Origin of the sequence: Bacteroides sp. AF29-11 (assembly GCF_003602895.1) — a bacterium.
GTDB classification, from domain to species: domain Bacteria; phylum Bacteroidota; class Bacteroidia; order Bacteroidales; family Bacteroidaceae; genus Bacteroides; species Bacteroides uniformis.
The window spans coordinates 421-19,016 of sequence record NZ_QTLY01000014.1 but is presented as its reverse complement, the minus strand read 5'-3'; the positions used below and the strand labels follow the sequence as shown (position 1 = coordinate 19,016).

The window sequence follows — 18,596 nt, the reverse complement described above, 5'->3', positions numbered from 1 at the left end:
GTTCGGTTAAACATACCCATGGGTGGGGCACTTTTTAAATGCTACCCGGGTCCCTTTTCAAGTGTTAGCTACAGACAAGCAAGGAGGATACTTCCTTTCCGCATCCCCCTTTATCGGCCGGATATTCCCTCTATAGAATCATCATTGTTGCATCTATATATCCACCGCGTTGCATCTATACTTCCACCGTGCTGCATCTATAGATGCAGCAAATCCCTTAACCTATCCTAATAATGCTGCTTATTGTCACCTATTTAGAAGCGAAATCATTATATTTGCGCCCATATATGCCAATACGTTGACTAAGCGATGGCAAAACAGCTTGTAAAAAACAAAACTGAATAATAACGAATTTCATCTGAATGAAACAGTACAAAACCGTAAACAACCTTGTAGGCTGGATTACCTTCCTCATTGCAGCGACGGTCTACTGCATGACCATCGAACCTACTGCAAGCTTTTGGGACTGCCCGGAGTTCATCACCACCGGCTATAAGCTGGAAGTAGGACACCCGCCCGGCGCACCGTTCTTCATGCTGGTAGCCAACCTATTCTCACAATTTGCTTCCGATGCCTCCACCGTTGCCAAGATGGTGAACTACATGAGCGCGCTGATGAGCGGCGCATGTATCCTGTTCCTTTTCTGGAGCATCACGCACCTGGTACGCAAACTTGTGGTGACAGACGAAAACAATATCACACGCGGCCAGATGGTTACCATCATGGGTAGCGGTCTGGTGGGCGCACTTGCCTACACGTTCAGCGATACCTTTTGGTTCAGCGCTGTGGAAGGCGAGGTGTATGCCTTCTCCTCACTGTTCACTGCCGTCGTATTCTGGCTCATACTGAAATGGGAGGACGTTGCCAACGAGCCTCACAGTGACCGCTGGCTGATTCTCATCGCCTACCTGACGGGACTTTCCATCGGCGTGCACTTGCTGAACCTGCTCTGCCTGCCCGCCATCGTACTGGTGTATTACTACAAGAAGGTGCCCAATGCCAACGCAAAAGGTTCCCTGCTGGCATTGCTCGCTTCGGGCATACTGGTAGCAGCCGTACTCTACGGCATCGTGCCGGGTATCGTGAAAGTGGGCGGCTGGTTCGAACTGCTCTTCGTCAACACGCTGGGCATGTCCTTCAACACGGGTGTCATCGTATATATCATCCTGTTGGCAGCCTGCCTCATCTGGGGTATCTACGAAAGCTATACCGAACGCAACAAGGCACGTATGGCACTCTCGTTCATACTCACCATCGCCATGCTGGGTATCCCGTTCTACGGACACGGTACCAGCTCGGTAGTTATCGGTGTCATTGTCATTGCCGCATTGTGGCTCTACCTCCGTCCGAAGACGCAGGCAGCCGTCAAAGAGAAATTCCGCGTATCGGCACGCACGCTGAACACCTCGCTGCTCTGCACCATGATGATTGTCATCGGATATTCCTCGTATGCACTTATCGTCATCCGCTCCACCGCCAACACGCCGATGGACCAGAACTCTCCGGAGGACATCTTCACACTGGGCGAATACCTGGGACGCGAGCAGTATGGCACACGCCCCTTGTTCTATGGCCCTGCCTTCTCCTCGCAAGTGGCACTGGACGTGAAAGACGGTTACTGCGAACCGCGCATCAAGTACAACGGCACGAAGTTCATCCGCAAGGAGAAAGCTACGCCCGACGAAAAGGATTCGTACATCGAAATCCCCGGACGCATTGAGTACGAATATGCCCAGAACATGCTGTTCCCGCGTATGTACAGCAGTGCCCATACACAACAATACCATGCCTGGCAGGACATCAAGGGTTACGATGTGCCCTATGACAAATGCGGTAACATGATTATGGTAAACATGCCCACACAGTGGGAAAACATCAAGTTCTTCTTCTCCTACCAGCTCAACTGGATGTACTGGCGCTACTTCATGTGGAACTTCGCCGGACGCCAGAACGACATACAAGGCAGCGGAGAAATTGAACACGGCAACTGGATTACCGGTATCCCGTTCATCGACAACTGGCTGGTGGGCGACCAGAGCCTGCTGCCAGCCGAGTTGCGCGACAACAAGGGACACAACGTCTTCTACTGCCTGCCGCTGCTGCTGGGTATCATCGGCCTGCTGTGGCAAGCCTACCGCGGACAGAAAGGCATCCAGCAATTCTGGGTGGTGTTCTTCCTATTCTTCATGACCGGTATCGCCATCGTGCTCTATCTGAACCAGACTCCGAGCCAGCCGCGCGAACGCGACTACGCCTACGCCGGTTCGTTCTACGCCTTTGCCATCTGGATTGGTATGGGTGTGGCAGGACTCGTCCGTCTGCTTCAAGACTACGCCAAGATGAAGGAACTGCCTGCTGCCGCCATCGTTTCCGTAGCCTGCCTCTTTGTCCCCGTGCAGATGGCAAGCCAGACTTGGGACGACCACGACCGCAGCGACCGCTACATGGCACGCGACTTCGGCCAGAACTACCTGATGTCCCTGCAAGAAAGCGGCAACCCGATTATCTATACCAACGGTGACAACGATACCTTCCCCCTCTGGTACAACCAGGAGACCGAAGGTTTCCGTACCGACGCCCGTACCTGCAACCTCTCGTACCTGCAGACCGATTGGTACATCGACCAGATGAAGCGCCCCGCCTACGACAGTCCTTCTCTCCCCATCACGTGGGACCGAATGGAGTACGTAGAAGGCACCAACGAATACGTCCCCATCCAGCCTGAGTACAAGAAAAGCATCGACCAGCTCTATGCCGAAGCCGAGAAGCAGGCACTGGACGGTAATCCCGAAGCACTGGTCAATGTAAAGAAAGAATTCGGTGACAACCCGTATGAGCTAAAGAATATCCTCAAGAACTGGGTGCGCAACAAGAATCAGGACTTGAAGGTGATTCCTACCGACAGCATTGTCATCAAGGTAGACAAGGAAGCCGTGCGCCGCAGCGGCATGATGATACCGGGCGACTCAATCCCCGACTACATGCACATTTCGCTGAAAGGCAAACGCGCCCTCTACAAGAGCGAGTTGATGATGCTCGAAATGCTGAGCGAGGCCAACTGGGAACGCCCCATCTATATCGCTGTCAGCGTAGGCAGGGAGAACCAGCTGAACATGGAGAACCACTTCGTTCAGGAAGGTCTTGCCTATCGTTTCACTCCGTTCGACACCAGTAAGACGGGCGTGACAATAGACTCCGAAAAGATGTACGACAACCTGATGAACAAGTTCAAGTTCGGTGGCATCGACAAGCCGGGCATCTATATCGACGAGAACGCCATGCGCATGTGTCACTCTCACCGTCGCATCTTCTCCCAACTCGTGCAGCAGCTGATGCGTGAGGGCAAGAAAGACAAGGCAAAAGCCGCCCTGGACTATGCCGAAAAGATGATTCCCGCCTACAACGTGCCTTACGACTGGCAGAACGGTGCCGTACAGATGGCGGAAGCCTACTACCAACTGGGCGAAACCGCCAAGGCGGACGAGATGATGAAAGCCCTTGCTGACAAGGCTGTAGAGTACCTGACCTGGTATCTGAGCCTGGACGACAACCGCTTCATGATTTCTACCCGTGAATTTGAATACCACTGGGCTGTACTCGATGCCGAGGTGAAGGCCATGAAGAAGTACAACTCCAAGCTCGCCGAAATCTACGAGCCGAAGGTGGAAGAACTGTATAATATGTATGTGGACAGAATGAAGGAGTGAGAATAAGGATTAGGGATTAAGGATTAAAGGATTAGGGATTAGCCTGTGCAGTTCATCACTAATCATTAATAACTAATCCTTAACCCCTAATCCTTAATCATTAACCCCTAATCCTTAAAATCCCTAATCCCTTAATCCTTAATCACGTGTTTATAGAACAACCTCCTGAGTTTTTTCGCAAACTATATCCCGGTGCAGTCTGGAGGATGGACCCCAATGAAAAAGCCGTTTATCTGACTTTCGACGATGGCCCTATCCCCGAAGTAACTCCCTGGGTGCTCGACCTGCTGGATAAGCACAACATCAAAGCCACCTTCTTCATGGTAGGTGACAACATACGGAAGCATCCGGACGAATTCCGGATGGTCGTTGAGCGTGGGCACCGCATCGGTAACCACACCTTCAACCATATCCGTGGATTTGAATACACGGCCAAGAATTATCTGGGAAATACCGAACAGGCGAAGATTTTCATGGAAATGGGTGGGGACATCAATTGCAATGTGGAGAAGGTTCTCTACCCTCTCTTGTTCCGCCCTCCCCACGGCCATATGTTCGCCAACCAGTATCTCACGCTGAAACGAACCTACAAGATTGTGATGTGGGACCTCGTGACCCGCGACTACAGCAAGAAGCTGCGCGGTCCGCAAGTGCTAGCCAACGTGATGCGCTACGCCCGCAACGGCTCCATCATCACCTTCCACGATTCCTTGAAATCCTGGTGCAACGGAAACCTGCAGTACGCATTGCCGCGCGCCATTGACTTCCTGAAGGAAGAGGGATATGAATTCAAAGTATTATAAACTTGAAACAGCAGAAAGTTACCAACATCTGCTGTCACAATAAATTCCACATAAAATAAGAAGGGGTTGTCTCGGCAAAAGGCAACCCCTTACATTTTATAGGCTCATGTCCTGTTCCACAAGAATAAACAGATGTTTTATAATTACCAAGTAAATGTACATCTGTATTCATCCCACTGGTCTTTTACAACCAGTTCCGTAGGATAACTGTCGGAATTCAATGTCCATGTAAAATACATATCGGACACAGAGTCCTCGCCATTGTATGTATAATGCCCTACAAGCGGCAGATGTTTCGTAGCCTTACCAAGCATGCCTCCATAATAGGCATATATCATCTCGTCCATATCCACATCCAGTATTTCATCAAACAACATCAGGCAGCCCTTATTCTCGATAGGAGCTGTTATATTATCCGTCGTATAGTCTATGGCAGCACTATACTCCCACTCGTCATTGCTGTCGATAATTCCGTCACCATTGAGATCCCCACTAGCTACATAACGTGTGGAAGTCTTCACCACATCTCCATCCTTATAGGTGATGTTCGTTATTTCACCATCGCTTTCAGAGCGTTTCATTACAACCAGATGGCCTTCAGTGTCGTATTCCATCTCCCAAGTAAACTCATCGGCATCGGGAGTACCAGCGTGGTCTATTGAGTTGCAAAATTCCACATAACCATCGCTGTTGAGCTGCAAGTTCAGTTCTGTAACATCGCCCTCTTCATCCGTCACGGTGATTCTTGCTCGGTCCTTTGCAACATCTGCCTTTGTAGTAGCGGGAAAGTACTCAAAGACGGCTTTATCCCCATCCTCAGTTGTAATGTTCGTCACCAGCCCTTCTTCATTGTGAGAAATCGCCATGCCCGAAACCGACTTCGGAAGCCCTCCCGTAAACACTTGCGAAGGATTGACCACAGTGGCGGTGTTTTCGCCACCCTCACCATTCTCATTTTCGTCATCGTCACTGCAAGCAGTGAATCCCAAGCACAACGCCACACCCAACATGGAGGCAGCCATCATTTTAAACATTTTCATAAGTTACAAATCTTGTTTTATCCCCATCCCTCTAAGGAAAATCCATAATAACAAAAGTATAAGGAATGCCGTCCGTATCTCACGACAACAAGACTCTGCCATTCAAACCCGGACAGATACTTTTGGCCATTTATCATTCCCAGACAAAGCTTAATATTTTTTGCAAAGTAATAAACTTTTCCTTTCACTCCTTGTCACTGAAAAAGGTGATTTTTCAGCCACATACAGAAAAAATTCAGCATCTCCAATAAAAAGCAAAATGAATAAGACGTATATTTGCAACAACTAAGCACAGATTGAATTCCACTAAAATATACCGATATGAGGGTACGCCATACTAAGCTATTATCACTCCTCTTTTCTTTAACCACTATCCTGCTTCACGCCGGAGAAATACCAACAGACACTCTGTTGGCACACTTCTACAACCGGGCAGCCAATCTCATGGAAGAAGGACACTACGATGAAGCGCAACGTAGCTTCGACAGCGCCTTTGCCACCCGGAACGTAAAGCACTCCTTCATGTATCCCATCTTGCTGAACGAACAAGCCACACTACTGATCTATGTGGGAAAGACAGAAGAAGCCTTTGCCATGAAAAAAAATGTGCTCCTCTACCGTCAGCACCAAATGAATGACTCTACACTCTACTATTACAATAAAGCACTGGACAGTGCCTTGCAATATGGGGACGAAAGCTGGATAGCCCACATCTGCAACAATGTGTCCATCCTATACTTCAATATCAGGCAGCTGGACGAAGCAGAAAAGTATACCGACATGGCCACCGAACATGCCGCCAGAACCGAAGACCCATTCGTAGCCTTCACCACCTGGCAAATCAGAGCAACCATAAAGGCTGAACTAAACAAGCTGGATGATGCTGAAAAATCCAACCGCAAAGCCTGGAACATTGCCTGCCACGGAGAGGGAAACGAAGACCTATGGAAGATACGCTGCCTGCCCGGCATGCTGAGACTCTTTGAACGAAAAGAACAACCCGATTCCATAGACCACTACTTGAAATTGGGGAACAAACTACTACAACGGGTACCATCCAACTCCATCGCTGCCATAGGATTCATACAATCGAGGGCAGCCACCGAAACAAACCGCAAAAACTATGCCCGCGCCTTGAAGGACTTCCACTGGCTGCGTAACCGGAAAACCGGTACCGAGCCCAAAACATTATTTACACAAATGGCACGATGCTACGATGCCTTGGGAAACCCCAAACTGGCCTACACCTATATGGATAGTGCCCGCATGTGGACTGATACGCTGGCACAGCACAATCTGACGCAACAAATGGCAGAATTCAACGTGAAATATCACACACAAGAAAAGGAATTGGAGATAGCCCACCTGCAACAAGAACAACTGGAACACCAAGCCTTCCTGCTAAAAGCCTCCATTGCTGTAGCCCTTCTGTCCGGTCTTGCTCTCATTACTTTGTTGACGCTCCGCCACAAGAAACGAATAGCCGAAAAGAAGATTGAACTGCTAAAGCAAGAAAACGAACTGAACTCGGCACGCCGTTACATTGAAGGGTTGGAAGAGGAATGCAAATATTTTGCCAAGGAACTGCATGACGGCATAGCCAACGACCTGCTGGGGCTGCAAATGAAGATAGAAACTTCTGCCAGCAAAGGGAATGAGCAGGAACTGGCCTCACTCGTCAGCAAACTGAGAAACAACGTGCGGAATATCTCACACGAACTGATGCCTCCCGAATTCGAGCATCTCAGTCTAGACCAGATACTCGACCGTTATGCTGCCAAACTGACCGAGAACACCGGCATAGAGGTCAGCTATCATCCAACGGAGAACAACGCATCACGCCATCTTCCCAATGAAACCGCTTATGAGCTGTACCGCATCGTACAAGAGCTCACCATGAACATCGTGAAACATGCCTCAGCCAGTCATATAGTCATCAGTCTCCGTGCCGACAATGAAAATAAATATACCCTGCAAATTACAGACAACGGTAAGAATGCAAACAAGCAACAAACAGCAACAAACAACAATGACGGCATAGGATTGCGCACCGTAAACGACCGTATCAGAGCCATCAACGCTACCGCCAATGTATGCTCGTCAACAGAAAACAACGTTTTCACCCTACTGCTTAACATAAACGAATGAAACCAAACAAAGAAACATACAGAATACTGGTAATAGATGACCACCCGATTGTTGCTGAAGGCATCATCGCATTGGCCTCGCAACTCGAAGGAGTGACGTGCAAAGGAGCCACTTGTGCAAAAGACGTGGAACAACTGACCCTCAAAGAGAGATTCGACCTTTGCATCATTGACCTTGAACTACCGGATATGAATGGATTCCAACTCATATCCCACCTTCACAGCCAGATACCCGAATGCGGCATTTTAATCTATACCATGCATGAAGAACCTTGGATCATAGCCAAATTATCCACCCTAAACATCAACGGAGCTGTTTCAAAAAATGCCAGCACCAGCGAATTGAGAGACGCCATCAGTACACTGAAAAACGGAACCAGATACTTCAGCAATGTTTTCAGCGAACTGGACAAGGAAAAACAAAACACCCTACCACATGCACTTCCCGAATTGTCGAGACGTGAAAAAGAAGTGCTCGCCTATCTCTCGCAAGGACTGAGCACTTCTGAAATATCCCAATTACTATTTCTCAGCATCAATACAATACAGACTTACCGGAAGCGCCTGATGGAAAAACTGGAGGCCAAAAACGTTGCAGAACTTGTCTACAAGGGGAAGAGCTTATTTTGAGAACACTTGTCATTCGCCCAGACAGTTACAAGCCTCCAGCTTCTCAAGCTTCTCCGTCTGAAAAGGAAGAAAATCAACTTAGCGGATACTCACCGTCATCGGATTGCGCACCTTCTGTGCAAAATCAGCCATGTATCGGTTCCAGGCTTCAGCAGTCTTGATGTCCGCGCGGTCCCAGGCAAAGCCCCAGTAATACACGTAGTCAGCGCCCGGCTCATAGTCGCTGACAACCAGTACATGACCGTCCGCATTGTTACGCATCTTCTTCTCCTCTACGGGGAAAAGCACGGTTTTGGCTTCCTTCACAACGGCAGGGAAAGCGGCACCCATAAATATCTTGCCATTATCCGGTCCGGTAGTGGGGTCTACATACGTCATATAGCCACCGGCGGCATCAGCCACCACAGCACCGTCCGGTTCGTGCAGCACAATACCGGTAACAATGGGCAAAGATTCCTTTAGATTGCTATACGAAACGGCAGTACGGTTCAGATGAGAACCGGCATCCAGCGTAATCAGACGCGTTTCCACCACCGCAGTATCCCCTTTCACAGCCAACGGATTGAACTCCAGCTTCACCGTGAAGCGCAACGGACCGTTGTCCAGCACCTCCTGCGTCTTGTAGCACCACGGATAGATAATGGTATCATTCACCATCAATGCAGACACTCCGGCTCCCAATGTTGGGCCTACTGCATAGCAGTCCATGCCATAACCGTGGTCTATATGATAGGAGAATGTGCGTACCAGCTCATCGGCTGCCTTCGGGTCTGTCTTGCGCAATTCATTAACCTGCTTCCAGGAGTCTGCATCCAGTTCCTTGGCATATATGTCTTCCAGTACCGGTGCAGCAGTGCCTCGCTTCGTAAACAAGTCGTAGCCGAAACCGCGTTCACCCCTTGCCTGCAATGCAGGACCGTAGGCACGGAAGCCTACCAAGTCGTTCTCCCAGGCCATGTCGTCCAGACGTTCGGGATACTGCCGCCCACAAGCCCTTACCTCCACATCGACGGGAGTACCGGCCTGGACGGTATATGCAGCCGATGCATTGGCAGCTACCGTCGCAGGGAAGATTAATTTGTCATCGTAGGTCACTTGGTAAGGCACCTGCTCCCCTTCGACATTCAGAACCACAATCTGTGCGGTGTCTGCCAGATTCAGAAGGTTTGAGATTTCGGTCATGGACACCTCTACCATCTCATCGGAACGGTCCATCGCTAACGGATTGGTTACCGTAACAGTCACTATCTTGCTATCGTTGCAAGCAAGACAGCAGAGGGCCGCCATACATAATAAAAGAAAGTTTCTCATATAATCATTGCTTTTTCCTAATCAGTTGTATAACTTTCTTTTAGGCGCGGATTATACGGATTTTCCTTATCCTTTCCGCGAAATCCGCGTAATCCGCGCCCAAAAGAAAAAGGTGACAAGTGACATTATCCTGCCACTTTATCACCTTCTCAATTATCCTTAAATTTATTTCGGTTGCTTTCCGATATAAGCCAAGATACCTCCGTCTACATAGAGGATGTGACCGTTTACCGCATTAGAGGCTTCCGATGCCAGGAACACTGCCGGACCGGTAAGTTCTTCCGGAGCCAGCCAGCGGCCTGCCGGAGTCTTGGCGCAGATGAACGAGTCGAACGGGTGACGGCTACCGTCGGCCTGCTTTTCACGCAGCGGAGCAGTCTGCGGGGTAGCGATGTAACCCGGACCGATACCGTTACATTGGATGTTATATTCACCATATTCAGAGCAGATGTTGCGAGTCAGCATCTTCAAGCCACCCTTGGCAGCGGCATAGGCCGACACAGTCTCACGCCCCAGTTCGGACATCATAGAGCAGATATTGATAATTTTACCGTGGCCCTTCTTCATCATGGCAGGCAGAACAGCCTTTGATACGATGAACGGAGCATTGAGGTCGATATCGATTACACGACGGAAGTCAGCAGCCTCCATCTCGTGCATAGGAACACGGCGGATGATGCCGGCATTGTTTACGAGGATATCAACAGAGCCTACTTCCTTTTCAATCTGGGCTACCATGGCCTGAACAGCAGGTTCATCTGTCACATCACATACATAACCGCGTGCCTTGATACCCTTTTCAGTATAGGCAGCCAAGCCTTTGTCTACCAACTCCTGGTTGATATCGTTGAAACAGATAGTTGCTCCTTGCTCTGCAAAAGCTGAAGCGATAGCAAAACCGATACCATAAGAAGCACCTGTAACAAGGGCTACTTTACCTTCCAAAGAAAAATTCAAATACGGATTCATAACGTTAAATTATTAAGTTTAAATAAGTGATATTCTATTTATGTACGATTTGCAAGTAGTTTATACTCAATGGAAACTTTATTTTGGGAGAATGCCTTCCCTATAAGGAAATCGCAGCGAATGCTTTTCGTATCGTAGCTTTTCACATCATCGGGATGCTCAGCATAGCAAATTTCATAGTTCGTTTTCATGATTGCACTACATTTAATAGGTTATAACTTCAGCCATCAAATACACATCGTTTGCGTACACGATGCAAATGTAACAAAAGAAAATGGAGAAACCGTATAAATTTGTGTCAATTATATAGCAATATCGTTCAAAGATTCGTAAAAAGAAAAAATCTATACCTATAGTGCCAACAAGAGGGGGAAAGAATAACAAAAAAACCCACTAAAACTTGCGATTTTAGTGGGTTTTTAGCTGCAATTAGCTGTATCGTAGTTGGACTACCAGGATTCGAACCTGGACAAACAGAACCAAAACCTGTTGTGCTACCATTACACCATAGTCCAAACATAGGGCTTTCTGTTAAAAAGCGGTGCAAAGATAAAAGGAAGCCCCGAAATATCCAAATATTTCGGGGCTATTTTTACTGCCGAAGCATTATTTCCTTAATTACTTCTCTTTAGGATACCGCTATTTGGCGATAATCAGATAGTAATTCTTCTTGCCGCGCTGTACCAGCAGGTATTTTTCGTCCAGCAGGTCGGCTGTCGTAATCACCTGGTCGAAAGCAGCCAGTTTCTCCTTATTCAGAGAAACGCCACCGCCTTGCACCAGCTTACGCATCTCGCCCTTGGAAGCGAATACAGCAGCATTATCCACGAACAAATCCACCGCCTTCACACCGGCAGCCAGTGCATCACGGGATATTTCGAACTGGGGAACACCCTCGAACACAGCCAGCAGCGTATTTTCGTCCAACTTCTTCAGTGCATCAGAAGTTGCATTGCCAAACAAGATGTTGGATGCATCCACAGCAGCGTTATAGTCCTCTTCGGAATGAACCATGATAGTCACTTCCTTGGCCAGGCACTTCTGAAGGACGCGCAAATGGGGAGCAGCCTCGTGCTCGGCCGTCAGAGCGTCAATCTCCTCCTTGGACAGTGCAGTGAATATCTTTATGTAGCGTTTGGCATCCTCGTCGCTCACGTTCAGCCAGAACTGGTAGAACTTATATGGAGAAGTGTAGCGCGGGTCGAGCCAGATGTTTCCGGACTCTGTCTTGCCGAACTTGCCACCGTCGGCCTTCGTAATCAGCGGGCTGGTCAGTGCAAATACCTCCCCACCGTTCGTACGGCGAATCAGTTCGGCACCGGTGGTGATGTTACCCCACTGGTCGCTGCCACCCATCTGGAGCTTGCAGCCTTTGGTTTCATACAGATGAAGGAAGTCGTACCCCTGCAACAGCTGGTAGGTGAATTCCGTGAAGGAAAGACCGTCACGTGCCTCACCGTTCAGACGCTTCTTTACAGAATCTTTCGCCATCATATAGTTCACGGTGATGTGCTTACCCACTTCACGGGCAAAATCGAGGAAAGTGAAGTTCTTCATCCAATCGTAGTTGTTCACCAACTCGGCACGGTTGGGGGCATCCGAATCAAAATCCAGGAACTTGGAGAGCTGGGCCTTCATACCGGCCAGGTTGCGCTGCAACGTCTCTTCCGTAAGCAGATTGCGTTCGGCAGACTTTCCGGAAGGGTCACCAATCATACCCGTAGCACCGCCAATCAGTGCCAACGGCTTGTGTCCGCAACGCTGGAAGTGACGCAAAATCATCACACTGCAAAGGTGCCCGATGTGCAAAGAGTCCGCAGTAGGGTCGAAACCAATGTATGCAGTCACTTGTTCCTTAGCCAGAAGTTCTTCCGTACCCGGCATCATATCGTGGAGCATGCCACGCCATCTTAATTCTTCTACAAAATTCATCGAATGATTAAGTTATCTGATTAATTATTTAAGTGATTATCTATGAATTGTTTGATTCCTATTTTAATCTGCGCAAAAATACGACTCTTTATTCGAAGAAACAACTCTTAGGGTTTAAAAAAGACTTTGCAGACATTTCTCCGGAGTGTTTCTCCAAGCTCCTCGGGAGAGATGCCGCGCACTTCGGCAGCGCGTGCATACAATTCCCCGATGGAAACTTCGCTTTCATCCGTTTCGATGAACAGCCGGTCGGCAGGTACCCGGCACAAGGCTGCTTCCTGGTATTTCTCCCCGAATGAAAGGTAAAAGCCATGTTTCAGATATTCCTCCGCCAGCGCCGCCTTGCCACGGAAACCATGTATTATCCACGGATTCGACGGGCGCAAGTCCCGCTTCACCTTCAGCAGTTCATCAACCGCCTTCACCAGATGAATCACCAGCGGCTTTCCCACTTCCTCTGCCAAACATGCCTGGCACCTGAACACTTCCACCTGCAAATCCATCGGAGCATCTGCCAGCTTGTCCAGCCCGGCTTCGCCCACGGCAAGTACTTGGAGATGGCGCACTAACTCCTCCAGGCCGCACACCCTGCTAGCCACAGCACCTTCGGCTCCTGAGTGTTCACCTCCACTCCGACCTATATGCCAGGGATGTATCCCCACCGAATACCATCCGCCGCTCTGTGGAGAGAACGTTTCGGGATAGCAATTTGCAATGGCAGTTCCGGGTACTTGCGGAAGCCGGTGTGTATGTATGTCAACTGGAATATTCATGGAACGGGATCATATCCGGAACCTCCCCAGGGATGGCAGCGCAGAATGCGCCTTACTGCCAGACAAAACCCCTTGAAAGGTCCGTGTTTCTTGATGGCCTCCACCGCATATTGCGAACAAGTGGGGGTAAAACGGCATGAAGGCCCTATCATGGGCGATATGCACTTCTGATAGAAATAGATGGGAAGCAGCAGCAGATATGAAAGCAGACGCTTCATGACACCTGCGGAGTTTGCTCGGCTTCGGCATTTACCGCTACCTTCTCGGCAATGCGTGCCAAAGCTGTCTTCATACGGTCCTCAATGACAGAAGAGTCTACCAACTGGTCCGAAAGATAGATAAAGGCCACGGCCAGACGGCACTTTTTTTCCGTCAGCACGGCCAGCAGTCCGTGTTTGTTCATGCGGTAGGCTTCACGTATCTGGCGTTTCACGCGGTTGCGCTTCACCGCCCGCTTGAAACGGCGTTTCGAAACACTTACAAGAATGGAAACGGGTGCCTCCAGCTCCTCCACCGGCAGATACACCACACGCAAAGGGAAAACCGAAAACGAGCGTGAGCCGCCCGCAAACATCTTCTCTATCACTTTCTTCTTGTCCAACCGTTCGGACTTACGCAAGGTATTTGGCATGGGGTGATGAGTTATAAGTTATGAGTGATGAGTTATGAGTGATAAGTTATGAGTGATAAGTTATGGGGCGATACAAAAACGAGCTACAAGTACCTGGCGACATAAAAGCACAACCACTTGTAGCTCAATTTTATAAATCCATTGTTATGTCTACAAGCTATAAGCAAATCACTCATAACTTATAACTCATAACTCTTTTTACTTTCCTTTATTATTCTCCTTGATAAACATGTCAAGCGCCGCCGTCATTGAGGGTGCCTGCACGCTGGGAGCTTCCAGGTCAAGACGAAGTCCGGCATCACGGACTGCCTGGGCAGTGGTAGAGCCGAATGTTCCGATCTTGATTTCCTTCTGGTCAAAATCAGGGAAATTCTTCTTCAAGGCACTGATGCCTGCCGGACTGAAGAACACCAGCATGTCATAATCAAAAGCCTCATCTGCAGCAAAGTCATTGCTGACAGTACGGTACATGACAGCTTCCGTGTGCTGAATCTTATTCTTATCCAGCAGATTCTTCACGTCATCATTGTGTACATCCGACATTGGTACCAAGTACTTTTCAGTCTTATGCTTAACAATGGAAGGTATCAAATCGTCAATCTTCCCGGTGTTTCCGAAGAAAATCTTACGCTTACGATACTGCACATACTTTTGGATATACAGAGCAACGGCCTCCGTCACGCAGAAATACTTCATTGTTTCGGGAATTGTCACACGCAATTCTGTACACAAGTGGAAGAAATGATCAATAGCATGACGCGAAGTAAAAATAACGGCAGTATGATCCAAGACCGAAATTTTCTGTTGTCTGAACTCTTTCGCTGAAAGGCTCTCCACTTTGATAAATGGGCGAAAATCTATTTTCACACCATACTTCTCGGCGATGTCGTAGTAAGGAGATTTCTCTGATGCCGGTTTCGGCTGCGACACAAGTACTTTCTTAATTTTCAACGTCCTAAAATTTTATTATCAAATAACTGTTTAGCTGCATCACACCTTGATATAACACAAAACAAGGCATGATTTCAAGGGCACAAAAGTACACAATTAAAAGCAAACCGCCATATAAATTGTTACAAAAAAGCTTTAACCACTTGTATAACATCAATATTTTAGCAAAAAAGGCTAAAATCAATCCGATTATTATCGTCAGCTGCAAACTCAAATCAAAATAGACTACGAACAGGGCAAACGGGAAAAGGGCGAATCCCAAGTAATAAAGTAGCGTAGAATAGGACTCAAGCCATAGCGTTGTAACACTTTCGTCAAAAAAAATCCAACCCAGAAAAGAGTAGAGCATCCACTTCAAGCACAAATAGAAGAGACACACACCGATGTAAATCCCCAGCAGAAGCCCCGGCGACACATGACGTACCAGTTCCGGCTGTATATCATTGAAGTAGTTGAAGATACAGACGCCTGCTAGGATGCAGGTCTGCAGGATGAGCAGCAGCAGATAGCGCATATCGGCGGCTGTGGAAGTGGCAAATATGCTGGTACGTTCGCGATGAAGCAGGAAATCCTTCACCAGTTGCAGCAGGAACTTGCGGCTGCGTGACAAGACATAGGCCGACAGAAAGAAACAGCACAAAAGGACCACGGTGATGCCATCGTCCATTCTCGGAGAATATGGAATAGGAATCCCCTCCGTCCCCACTACTGCCCAAGCCATCAACAGCCCTATCATATTGCAGCGAATTTACGGATAGAGGCGTCCCACAAGGGAGTGGTATATATCAGTTCCACGGCTTCCTGCGGTGTCTGCGCCACATGCCAGATGGCACCGTGCTGCACGCGCATGAAGTTTTCGTCCACCGCCTGCCGGAGCATATCGAGCAGAGGGTCGAAATAGTTCTTGACATTCAGTATCACAATCGGGTTCAGATACAGTCCGAGTTGCTTCCAAGTGATGATTTCCAGCAGTTCTTCCAGGGTGCCGCAACCACCGGGCAGGGCGATGACGGCATCGCTCAGGTCGGCCATTGTCTTTTTCCGCTGGTGCATGCTTTCCACTTCCACGAGTTGGGTAAGTCCGGTGTGATGCCATCCCTGCTCCACCATGAAGCGGGGAATGACGCCCGTCACCTCTCCCCCTGCCCGGAGTGCCGCATCGGACACAGCGGACATCAGTCCCATATTTCCTGCACCATTAATCAGGCGAATTTGCCGCTGCCCCAGCAGAGTGCCCAACTCACGGGCTGCATCGAAATAAACGGAATCTATCTTTGTGCTCGAAGCACAATATACGCATACGGAATTTATCTTGTTCATCATCTTGCTACCTCCTTTTTTAGGTACCGCCACAAAGGTACATGATTTCGGGGAGATTTGAAACAAGAGAGTCTTATTTCCAAAGTTCTTCCGGATTTGTGGTGCGGACGCTGTTCTCGAACAGCCATTGGGTGCCACCGCTCCGAACGGTAAATCCGACGGGAATAGGTGCAAGTCTCCGGTCACCCGGCAAGGGGTCGCCTGTTTCATCGTCCATGCGGCTCAGTTCATGCATGCTGTACCAATAGTTATTTTTGGCCATATACGTGTCATAGTATTGCCCTTCATTTGCTTTTCTGTTTATAGCCTTACACAGACCGTTCGATAGGAAAAAATACGAAAAAGCTCTTCCTTCTCACTCATATCTGTCAATTTTCCATAAATTTGCAATGGACCTAAAACATCATGATGTGAAATACAAACGTTGGATTTACTTAGCCGTCACTTTCGTCATCATATTGGCAGGACTTGCTTCCCGGAAGTATGGCAATGCATTGCCTGAGTTTATTGCAGAGTATATTGGCGATACACTTTGGGCAGCTATGGTCTATTGGGGATTACGCTTTCTCTTCCCTTCGGCATCCATACTCAAAGTGGCCGCAATCTCCTTACTGTTTTCTTATTGCATAGAAATCAGCCAATTATACCAGGTCGATTGGGCGAATGCCATACGAAACACCACGCTCGGAGCATTGGTCTTCGGGCATGGATTTTTATGGTCGGATATGATATGTTATACTGTCGGGGTAATGTTATCTGCCACCGTAGATTCTTGCGCTTCCTTTTCTTCTTCGGATGAAGCAGTATAAAAACAAGACGCGGACAAAGGAACACAGATTCTATGCAAGCCGCTATTATCCCCGCCAAAAGCATTCGTAGGACACATTTCACGAGGCTACACCTTTTACTCCGGATGGCTACACCCTTTCTATGCGATGGTATAGCCATCTGCAAAAAAGGGTGTAGCCCGGCACGGAGGATAGTTACAACATTAGAAATGGTATGACTGTTATATGACAAAAAAATATCCTAACATGCAAGATATGGGATATCTGATGTTAGGATAACGATAAAAATAGTCAATTCATATCAAGGCAAGACGGCCTAATTATCAATACAAAAGAGACTGCGTTTGTTTATGATAAACTGCATTTTTCTTTTGAAGATTTACGGCTATTGACAAGAGAAGCTACTAAATAAAAGATATTAATGATTACATAGCATAGAAAAAACTTCCACACTTTAATCGTTTCTTTTAGCCACTCCTCAACCCATAAGATATCAATCTTATCCCCACATCGATTTTCAATCTCATATTTATAACTAATTTCACAATTAATAATTGCGTATATAATTAATAATGAAAGAATTATTGATGTGGCAACAAACACAATTCTAAGCCATTTCATAATCTATCTTGTTTATAAACTACACCTCCTGGTTTGGATATTCTCACTAAATGATTCTGCATTGATATTGGAAGAACAAATCTGTTGACAATAGGAATAGTAGTCCATGTTCCCAAATTACTTGTTTGTTGTAGCCTTGTCCCTTTCAGAGCATTTGACCCACTTTTATTCAACACGTCAGATACCATTGTTGTACAATTATTACTTGTCAGCTTATATTCATCAATAATACGAGCAGAAGAACTGTTATAATAATCACTTTTAGGATTATCTGGCATTGTAGTTGACATATTAAACTTTTCGTCTAAAATATTAGCAACTTTTTCATCTGCCACATCTGTTACTACAAATACAGACATTCCACCAGCTGCTTTTTTTGTCATTGTAAGCTTTTGCTTCATCCCCCATTAACTTTAAAAGAACACCGGAACCATTTCCTAAAGAATTAGAGCTTCTATCTGGCCCTTTATTAGTTCCATTGTATCGTCCGTAGCTATAAACAGTCATATTAGATCCTTCACCAACACTAATCCATGTGTGACCAAAGGACTGAGTTTCAGTGCAAATTCTAATACTATCTCCATTCACATCAATATTAACAACCGGACTATTCGCCCCGTACTGATACGGAGACATCGAATAATACTTCTCGGCAAATCTGTCATTAGTCGTAAACCTTCCTAACGCCGTATCATAATGTCTCGCCCCATAATCATACCAATTCAAACCCTTCTTCGTATCAAACTCCTTACCGTTATACTTGTAAGGCTGGGTATTGCCTGCAGTGGCAAATACACCACCGAAAGGGTAGTAATGGTTAGTTTCCTCCACAGTGCCAGACCGGTTGATCACTACACGGTTGTTACCCTGATGGTCCTTCAGATAGTAATGATACTGCTGGGTACCGGCCAGGTTGATGTAACCCTCTTCTGTGAGTAACAACTTCTGAGTACCGTTTTCATAAATCACATTA

General features: G+C 47.6%; 19 protein-coding genes and 1 tRNA gene. 5 read left to right on the top strand and 15 right to left on the bottom strand.

Annotated features, from left to right (window positions below):
- Positions 1–362 precede the first annotated feature (362 nt).
- Both DWZ03_RS19515 and DWZ03_RS19510 read left to right on the top strand, forming a co-directional pair.
- Positions 363–3,707 carry a DUF2723 domain-containing protein gene (locus DWZ03_RS19515; RefSeq protein WP_120130545.1) on the top strand — a complete coding sequence of 1,115 codons (3,345 nt, stop codon included), beginning with the start codon at positions 363–365 and terminating at the stop codon, positions 3,705–3,707.
- Positions 3,708–3,853: 146 nt separating this feature from the next.
- A complete protein-coding gene (locus DWZ03_RS19510) occupies positions 3,854–4,510 on the top strand; it encodes a polysaccharide deacetylase family protein (RefSeq protein ID WP_005831030.1) in 657 nt (218 codons plus the stop codon).
- A gap of 143 nt (positions 4,511–4,653) precedes the next feature.
- Here DWZ03_RS19510 and DWZ03_RS19505 read toward each other — a convergent pair whose 3' ends face one another.
- Positions 4,654–5,550, bottom strand: coding sequence for a DUF4595 domain-containing protein (locus tag DWZ03_RS19505; RefSeq protein WP_005831035.1), 897 nt, complete (start codon positions 5,548–5,550; stop codon positions 4,654–4,656).
- 321 nt (positions 5,551–5,871) lie between these two features.
- Between DWZ03_RS19505 and DWZ03_RS19495 the strand changes: the two genes are divergently transcribed.
- Positions 5,872–7,698, top strand: a complete 1,827-nt coding sequence (locus DWZ03_RS19495) for a sensor histidine kinase (RefSeq protein WP_120130544.1) — start codon at positions 5,872–5,874, stop codon at positions 7,696–7,698.
- Positions 7,695–8,327 (top strand): response regulator, encoded by a 633-nt coding sequence (locus DWZ03_RS19490; RefSeq protein ID WP_005831042.1) that lies wholly within the window; start codon positions 7,695–7,697, stop codon positions 8,325–8,327. The genes DWZ03_RS19495 and DWZ03_RS19490 overlap by 4 nt, the downstream gene beginning before the upstream one ends.
- 78 nt (positions 8,328–8,405) lie before the next feature.
- Here the strand turns inward: DWZ03_RS19490 and DWZ03_RS19485 are convergent, their stop codons facing one another.
- The 11 genes from DWZ03_RS19485 to DWZ03_RS19430 all read right to left on the bottom strand — a co-directional run bounded on the left by DWZ03_RS19485 (position 8,406) and on the right by DWZ03_RS19430 (position 16,476).
- Positions 8,406–9,638 carry a DUF4861 domain-containing protein gene (locus DWZ03_RS19485; RefSeq protein WP_120130543.1) on the bottom strand — a complete coding sequence of 411 codons (1,233 nt, stop codon included), beginning with the start codon at positions 9,636–9,638 and terminating at the stop codon, positions 8,406–8,408.
- A 165-nt stretch (positions 9,639–9,803) separates the two neighbouring features.
- The gene (locus DWZ03_RS19480) at positions 9,804–10,607 is read right to left on the bottom strand and encodes a gluconate 5-dehydrogenase (protein ID WP_005831048.1); all 804 of its coding nucleotides are present in this window, start codon (positions 10,605–10,607) and stop codon (positions 9,804–9,806) included.
- Positions 10,608–11,051: 444 nt separating this feature from the next.
- Positions 11,052–11,122: transfer RNA gene (locus DWZ03_RS19470), tRNA-Gln, on the bottom strand.
- Between the two features lie 124 nt (positions 11,123–11,246).
- Positions 11,247–12,539: a tyrosine--tRNA ligase gene (tyrS, locus tag DWZ03_RS19465; RefSeq protein WP_009037551.1), complete on the bottom strand. Its 1,293-nt coding sequence runs from the start codon at positions 12,537–12,539 to the stop codon at positions 11,247–11,249.
- Between the two features lie 107 nt (positions 12,540–12,646).
- The gene (locus DWZ03_RS19460; RefSeq protein ID WP_120130541.1) at positions 12,647–13,312 is read right to left on the bottom strand and encodes a TatD family hydrolase; all 666 of its coding nucleotides are present in this window, start codon (positions 13,310–13,312) and stop codon (positions 12,647–12,649) included.
- Positions 13,309–13,530 (bottom strand): membrane protein insertion efficiency factor YidD, encoded by a 222-nt coding sequence (gene yidD / locus DWZ03_RS19455; RefSeq protein ID WP_005831056.1) that lies wholly within the window; start codon positions 13,528–13,530, stop codon positions 13,309–13,311. Before yidD ends, DWZ03_RS19460 begins: the two co-directional genes overlap by 4 nt.
- Complete coding sequence (gene rnpA / locus DWZ03_RS19450) at positions 13,527–13,943, bottom strand: ribonuclease P protein component (RefSeq protein WP_044468782.1); 417 nt, start codon at positions 13,941–13,943, stop codon at positions 13,527–13,529. Before rnpA ends, yidD begins: the two co-directional genes overlap by 4 nt.
- 198 nt (positions 13,944–14,141) lie before the next feature.
- Complete coding sequence (locus DWZ03_RS19445) at positions 14,142–14,894, bottom strand: uroporphyrinogen-III synthase (protein ID WP_005834069.1); 753 nt, start codon at positions 14,892–14,894, stop codon at positions 14,142–14,144.
- 4 nt (positions 14,895–14,898) lie between these two features.
- Positions 14,899–15,630, bottom strand: a complete 732-nt coding sequence (locus DWZ03_RS19440; RefSeq protein ID WP_009037548.1) for a DUF4271 domain-containing protein — start codon at positions 15,628–15,630, stop codon at positions 14,899–14,901.
- Entirely contained in the window at positions 15,627–16,214 is a 588-nt protein-coding gene (locus DWZ03_RS19435) for a TIGR00730 family Rossman fold protein (RefSeq protein WP_034532729.1), read from the bottom strand. Before DWZ03_RS19435 ends, DWZ03_RS19440 begins: the two co-directional genes overlap by 4 nt.
- A gap of 73 nt (positions 16,215–16,287) precedes the next feature.
- Positions 16,288–16,476: a hypothetical protein gene (locus DWZ03_RS19430; protein ID WP_009037546.1), complete on the bottom strand. Its 189-nt coding sequence runs from the start codon at positions 16,474–16,476 to the stop codon at positions 16,288–16,290.
- A gap of 148 nt (positions 16,477–16,624) precedes the next feature.
- Here DWZ03_RS19430 and DWZ03_RS19425 point away from each other — a divergent pair, with 148 nt between their 5' ends.
- Positions 16,625–17,023: a DUF2809 domain-containing protein gene (locus DWZ03_RS19425; protein ID WP_120130540.1), complete on the top strand. Its 399-nt coding sequence runs from the start codon at positions 16,625–16,627 to the stop codon at positions 17,021–17,023.
- Positions 17,024–17,350: 327 nt separating this feature from the next.
- Here the strand turns inward: DWZ03_RS19425 and DWZ03_RS19420 are convergent, their stop codons facing one another.
- From DWZ03_RS19420 to DWZ03_RS20305, 3 genes are all read right to left on the bottom strand, one after another.
- Positions 17,351–17,623 (bottom strand): hypothetical protein, encoded by a 273-nt coding sequence (locus DWZ03_RS19420; protein ID WP_009037544.1) that lies wholly within the window; start codon positions 17,621–17,623, stop codon positions 17,351–17,353.
- Positions 17,620–18,006, bottom strand: a complete 387-nt coding sequence (locus DWZ03_RS20310) for a hypothetical protein (protein ID WP_229122513.1) — start codon at positions 18,004–18,006, stop codon at positions 17,620–17,622. Before DWZ03_RS20310 ends, DWZ03_RS19420 begins: the two co-directional genes overlap by 4 nt.
- Positions 17,948–18,596, bottom strand: a 649-nt coding sequence (locus tag DWZ03_RS20305; RefSeq protein WP_243634977.1) for an RHS repeat-associated core domain-containing protein, incomplete at its 5' end; no start/stop codon positions are given. The genes DWZ03_RS20305 and DWZ03_RS20310, both read right to left, overlap by 59 nt.

Excerpts from the sequence above, each read along its gene's own strand:
- yidD (WP_005831056.1), bottom strand. The coding sequence starts at position 13,530 with ATGAAGCGTCTGCTTTCATATCTGCTGCTGCTTCCCATCTATTTCTAT.
- rnpA (WP_044468782.1), bottom strand. The coding sequence starts at position 13,943 with ATGCCAAATACCTTGCGTAAGTCCGAACGGTTGGACAAGAAGAAAGTG.
- DWZ03_RS19495 (WP_120130544.1), top strand. The coding sequence starts at position 5,872 with ATGAGGGTACGCCATACTAAGCTATTATCACTCCTCTTTTCTTTAACC.
- DWZ03_RS19515 (WP_120130545.1), top strand. The coding sequence starts at position 363 with ATGAAACAGTACAAAACCGTAAACAACCTTGTAGGCTGGATTACCTTC.
- DWZ03_RS19440 (WP_009037548.1), bottom strand. The coding sequence starts at position 15,630 with ATGATAGGGCTGTTGATGGCTTGGGCAGTAGTGGGGACGGAGGGGATT.
- DWZ03_RS19460 (WP_120130541.1), bottom strand. The coding sequence starts at position 13,312 with ATGAATATTCCAGTTGACATACATACACACCGGCTTCCGCAAGTACCC.
- DWZ03_RS19485 (WP_120130543.1), bottom strand. The coding sequence starts at position 9,638 with ATGAGAAACTTTCTTTTATTATGTATGGCGGCCCTCTGCTGTCTTGCT.
- DWZ03_RS19420 (WP_009037544.1), bottom strand. The coding sequence starts at position 17,623 with ATGAAATGGCTTAGAATTGTGTTTGTTGCCACATCAATAATTCTTTCA.
- DWZ03_RS19480 (WP_005831048.1), bottom strand. The coding sequence starts at position 10,607 with ATGAATCCGTATTTGAATTTTTCTTTGGAAGGTAAAGTAGCCCTTGTT.
- DWZ03_RS19505 (WP_005831035.1), bottom strand. The coding sequence starts at position 5,550 with ATGAAAATGTTTAAAATGATGGCTGCCTCCATGTTGGGTGTGGCGTTG.
- tyrS (WP_009037551.1), bottom strand. The coding sequence starts at position 12,539 with ATGAATTTTGTAGAAGAATTAAGATGGCGTGGCATGCTCCACGATATG.
- DWZ03_RS19490 (WP_005831042.1), top strand. The coding sequence starts at position 7,695 with ATGAAACCAAACAAAGAAACATACAGAATACTGGTAATAGATGACCAC.
- DWZ03_RS19430 (WP_009037546.1), bottom strand. The coding sequence starts at position 16,476 with ATGGCCAAAAATAACTATTGGTACAGCATGCATGAACTGAGCCGCATG.
- DWZ03_RS19435 (WP_034532729.1), bottom strand. The coding sequence starts at position 16,214 with ATGAACAAGATAAATTCCGTATGCGTATATTGTGCTTCGAGCACAAAG.
- DWZ03_RS20310 (WP_229122513.1), bottom strand. The coding sequence starts at position 18,006 with ATGACAAAAAAAGCAGCTGGTGGAATGTCTGTATTTGTAGTAACAGAT.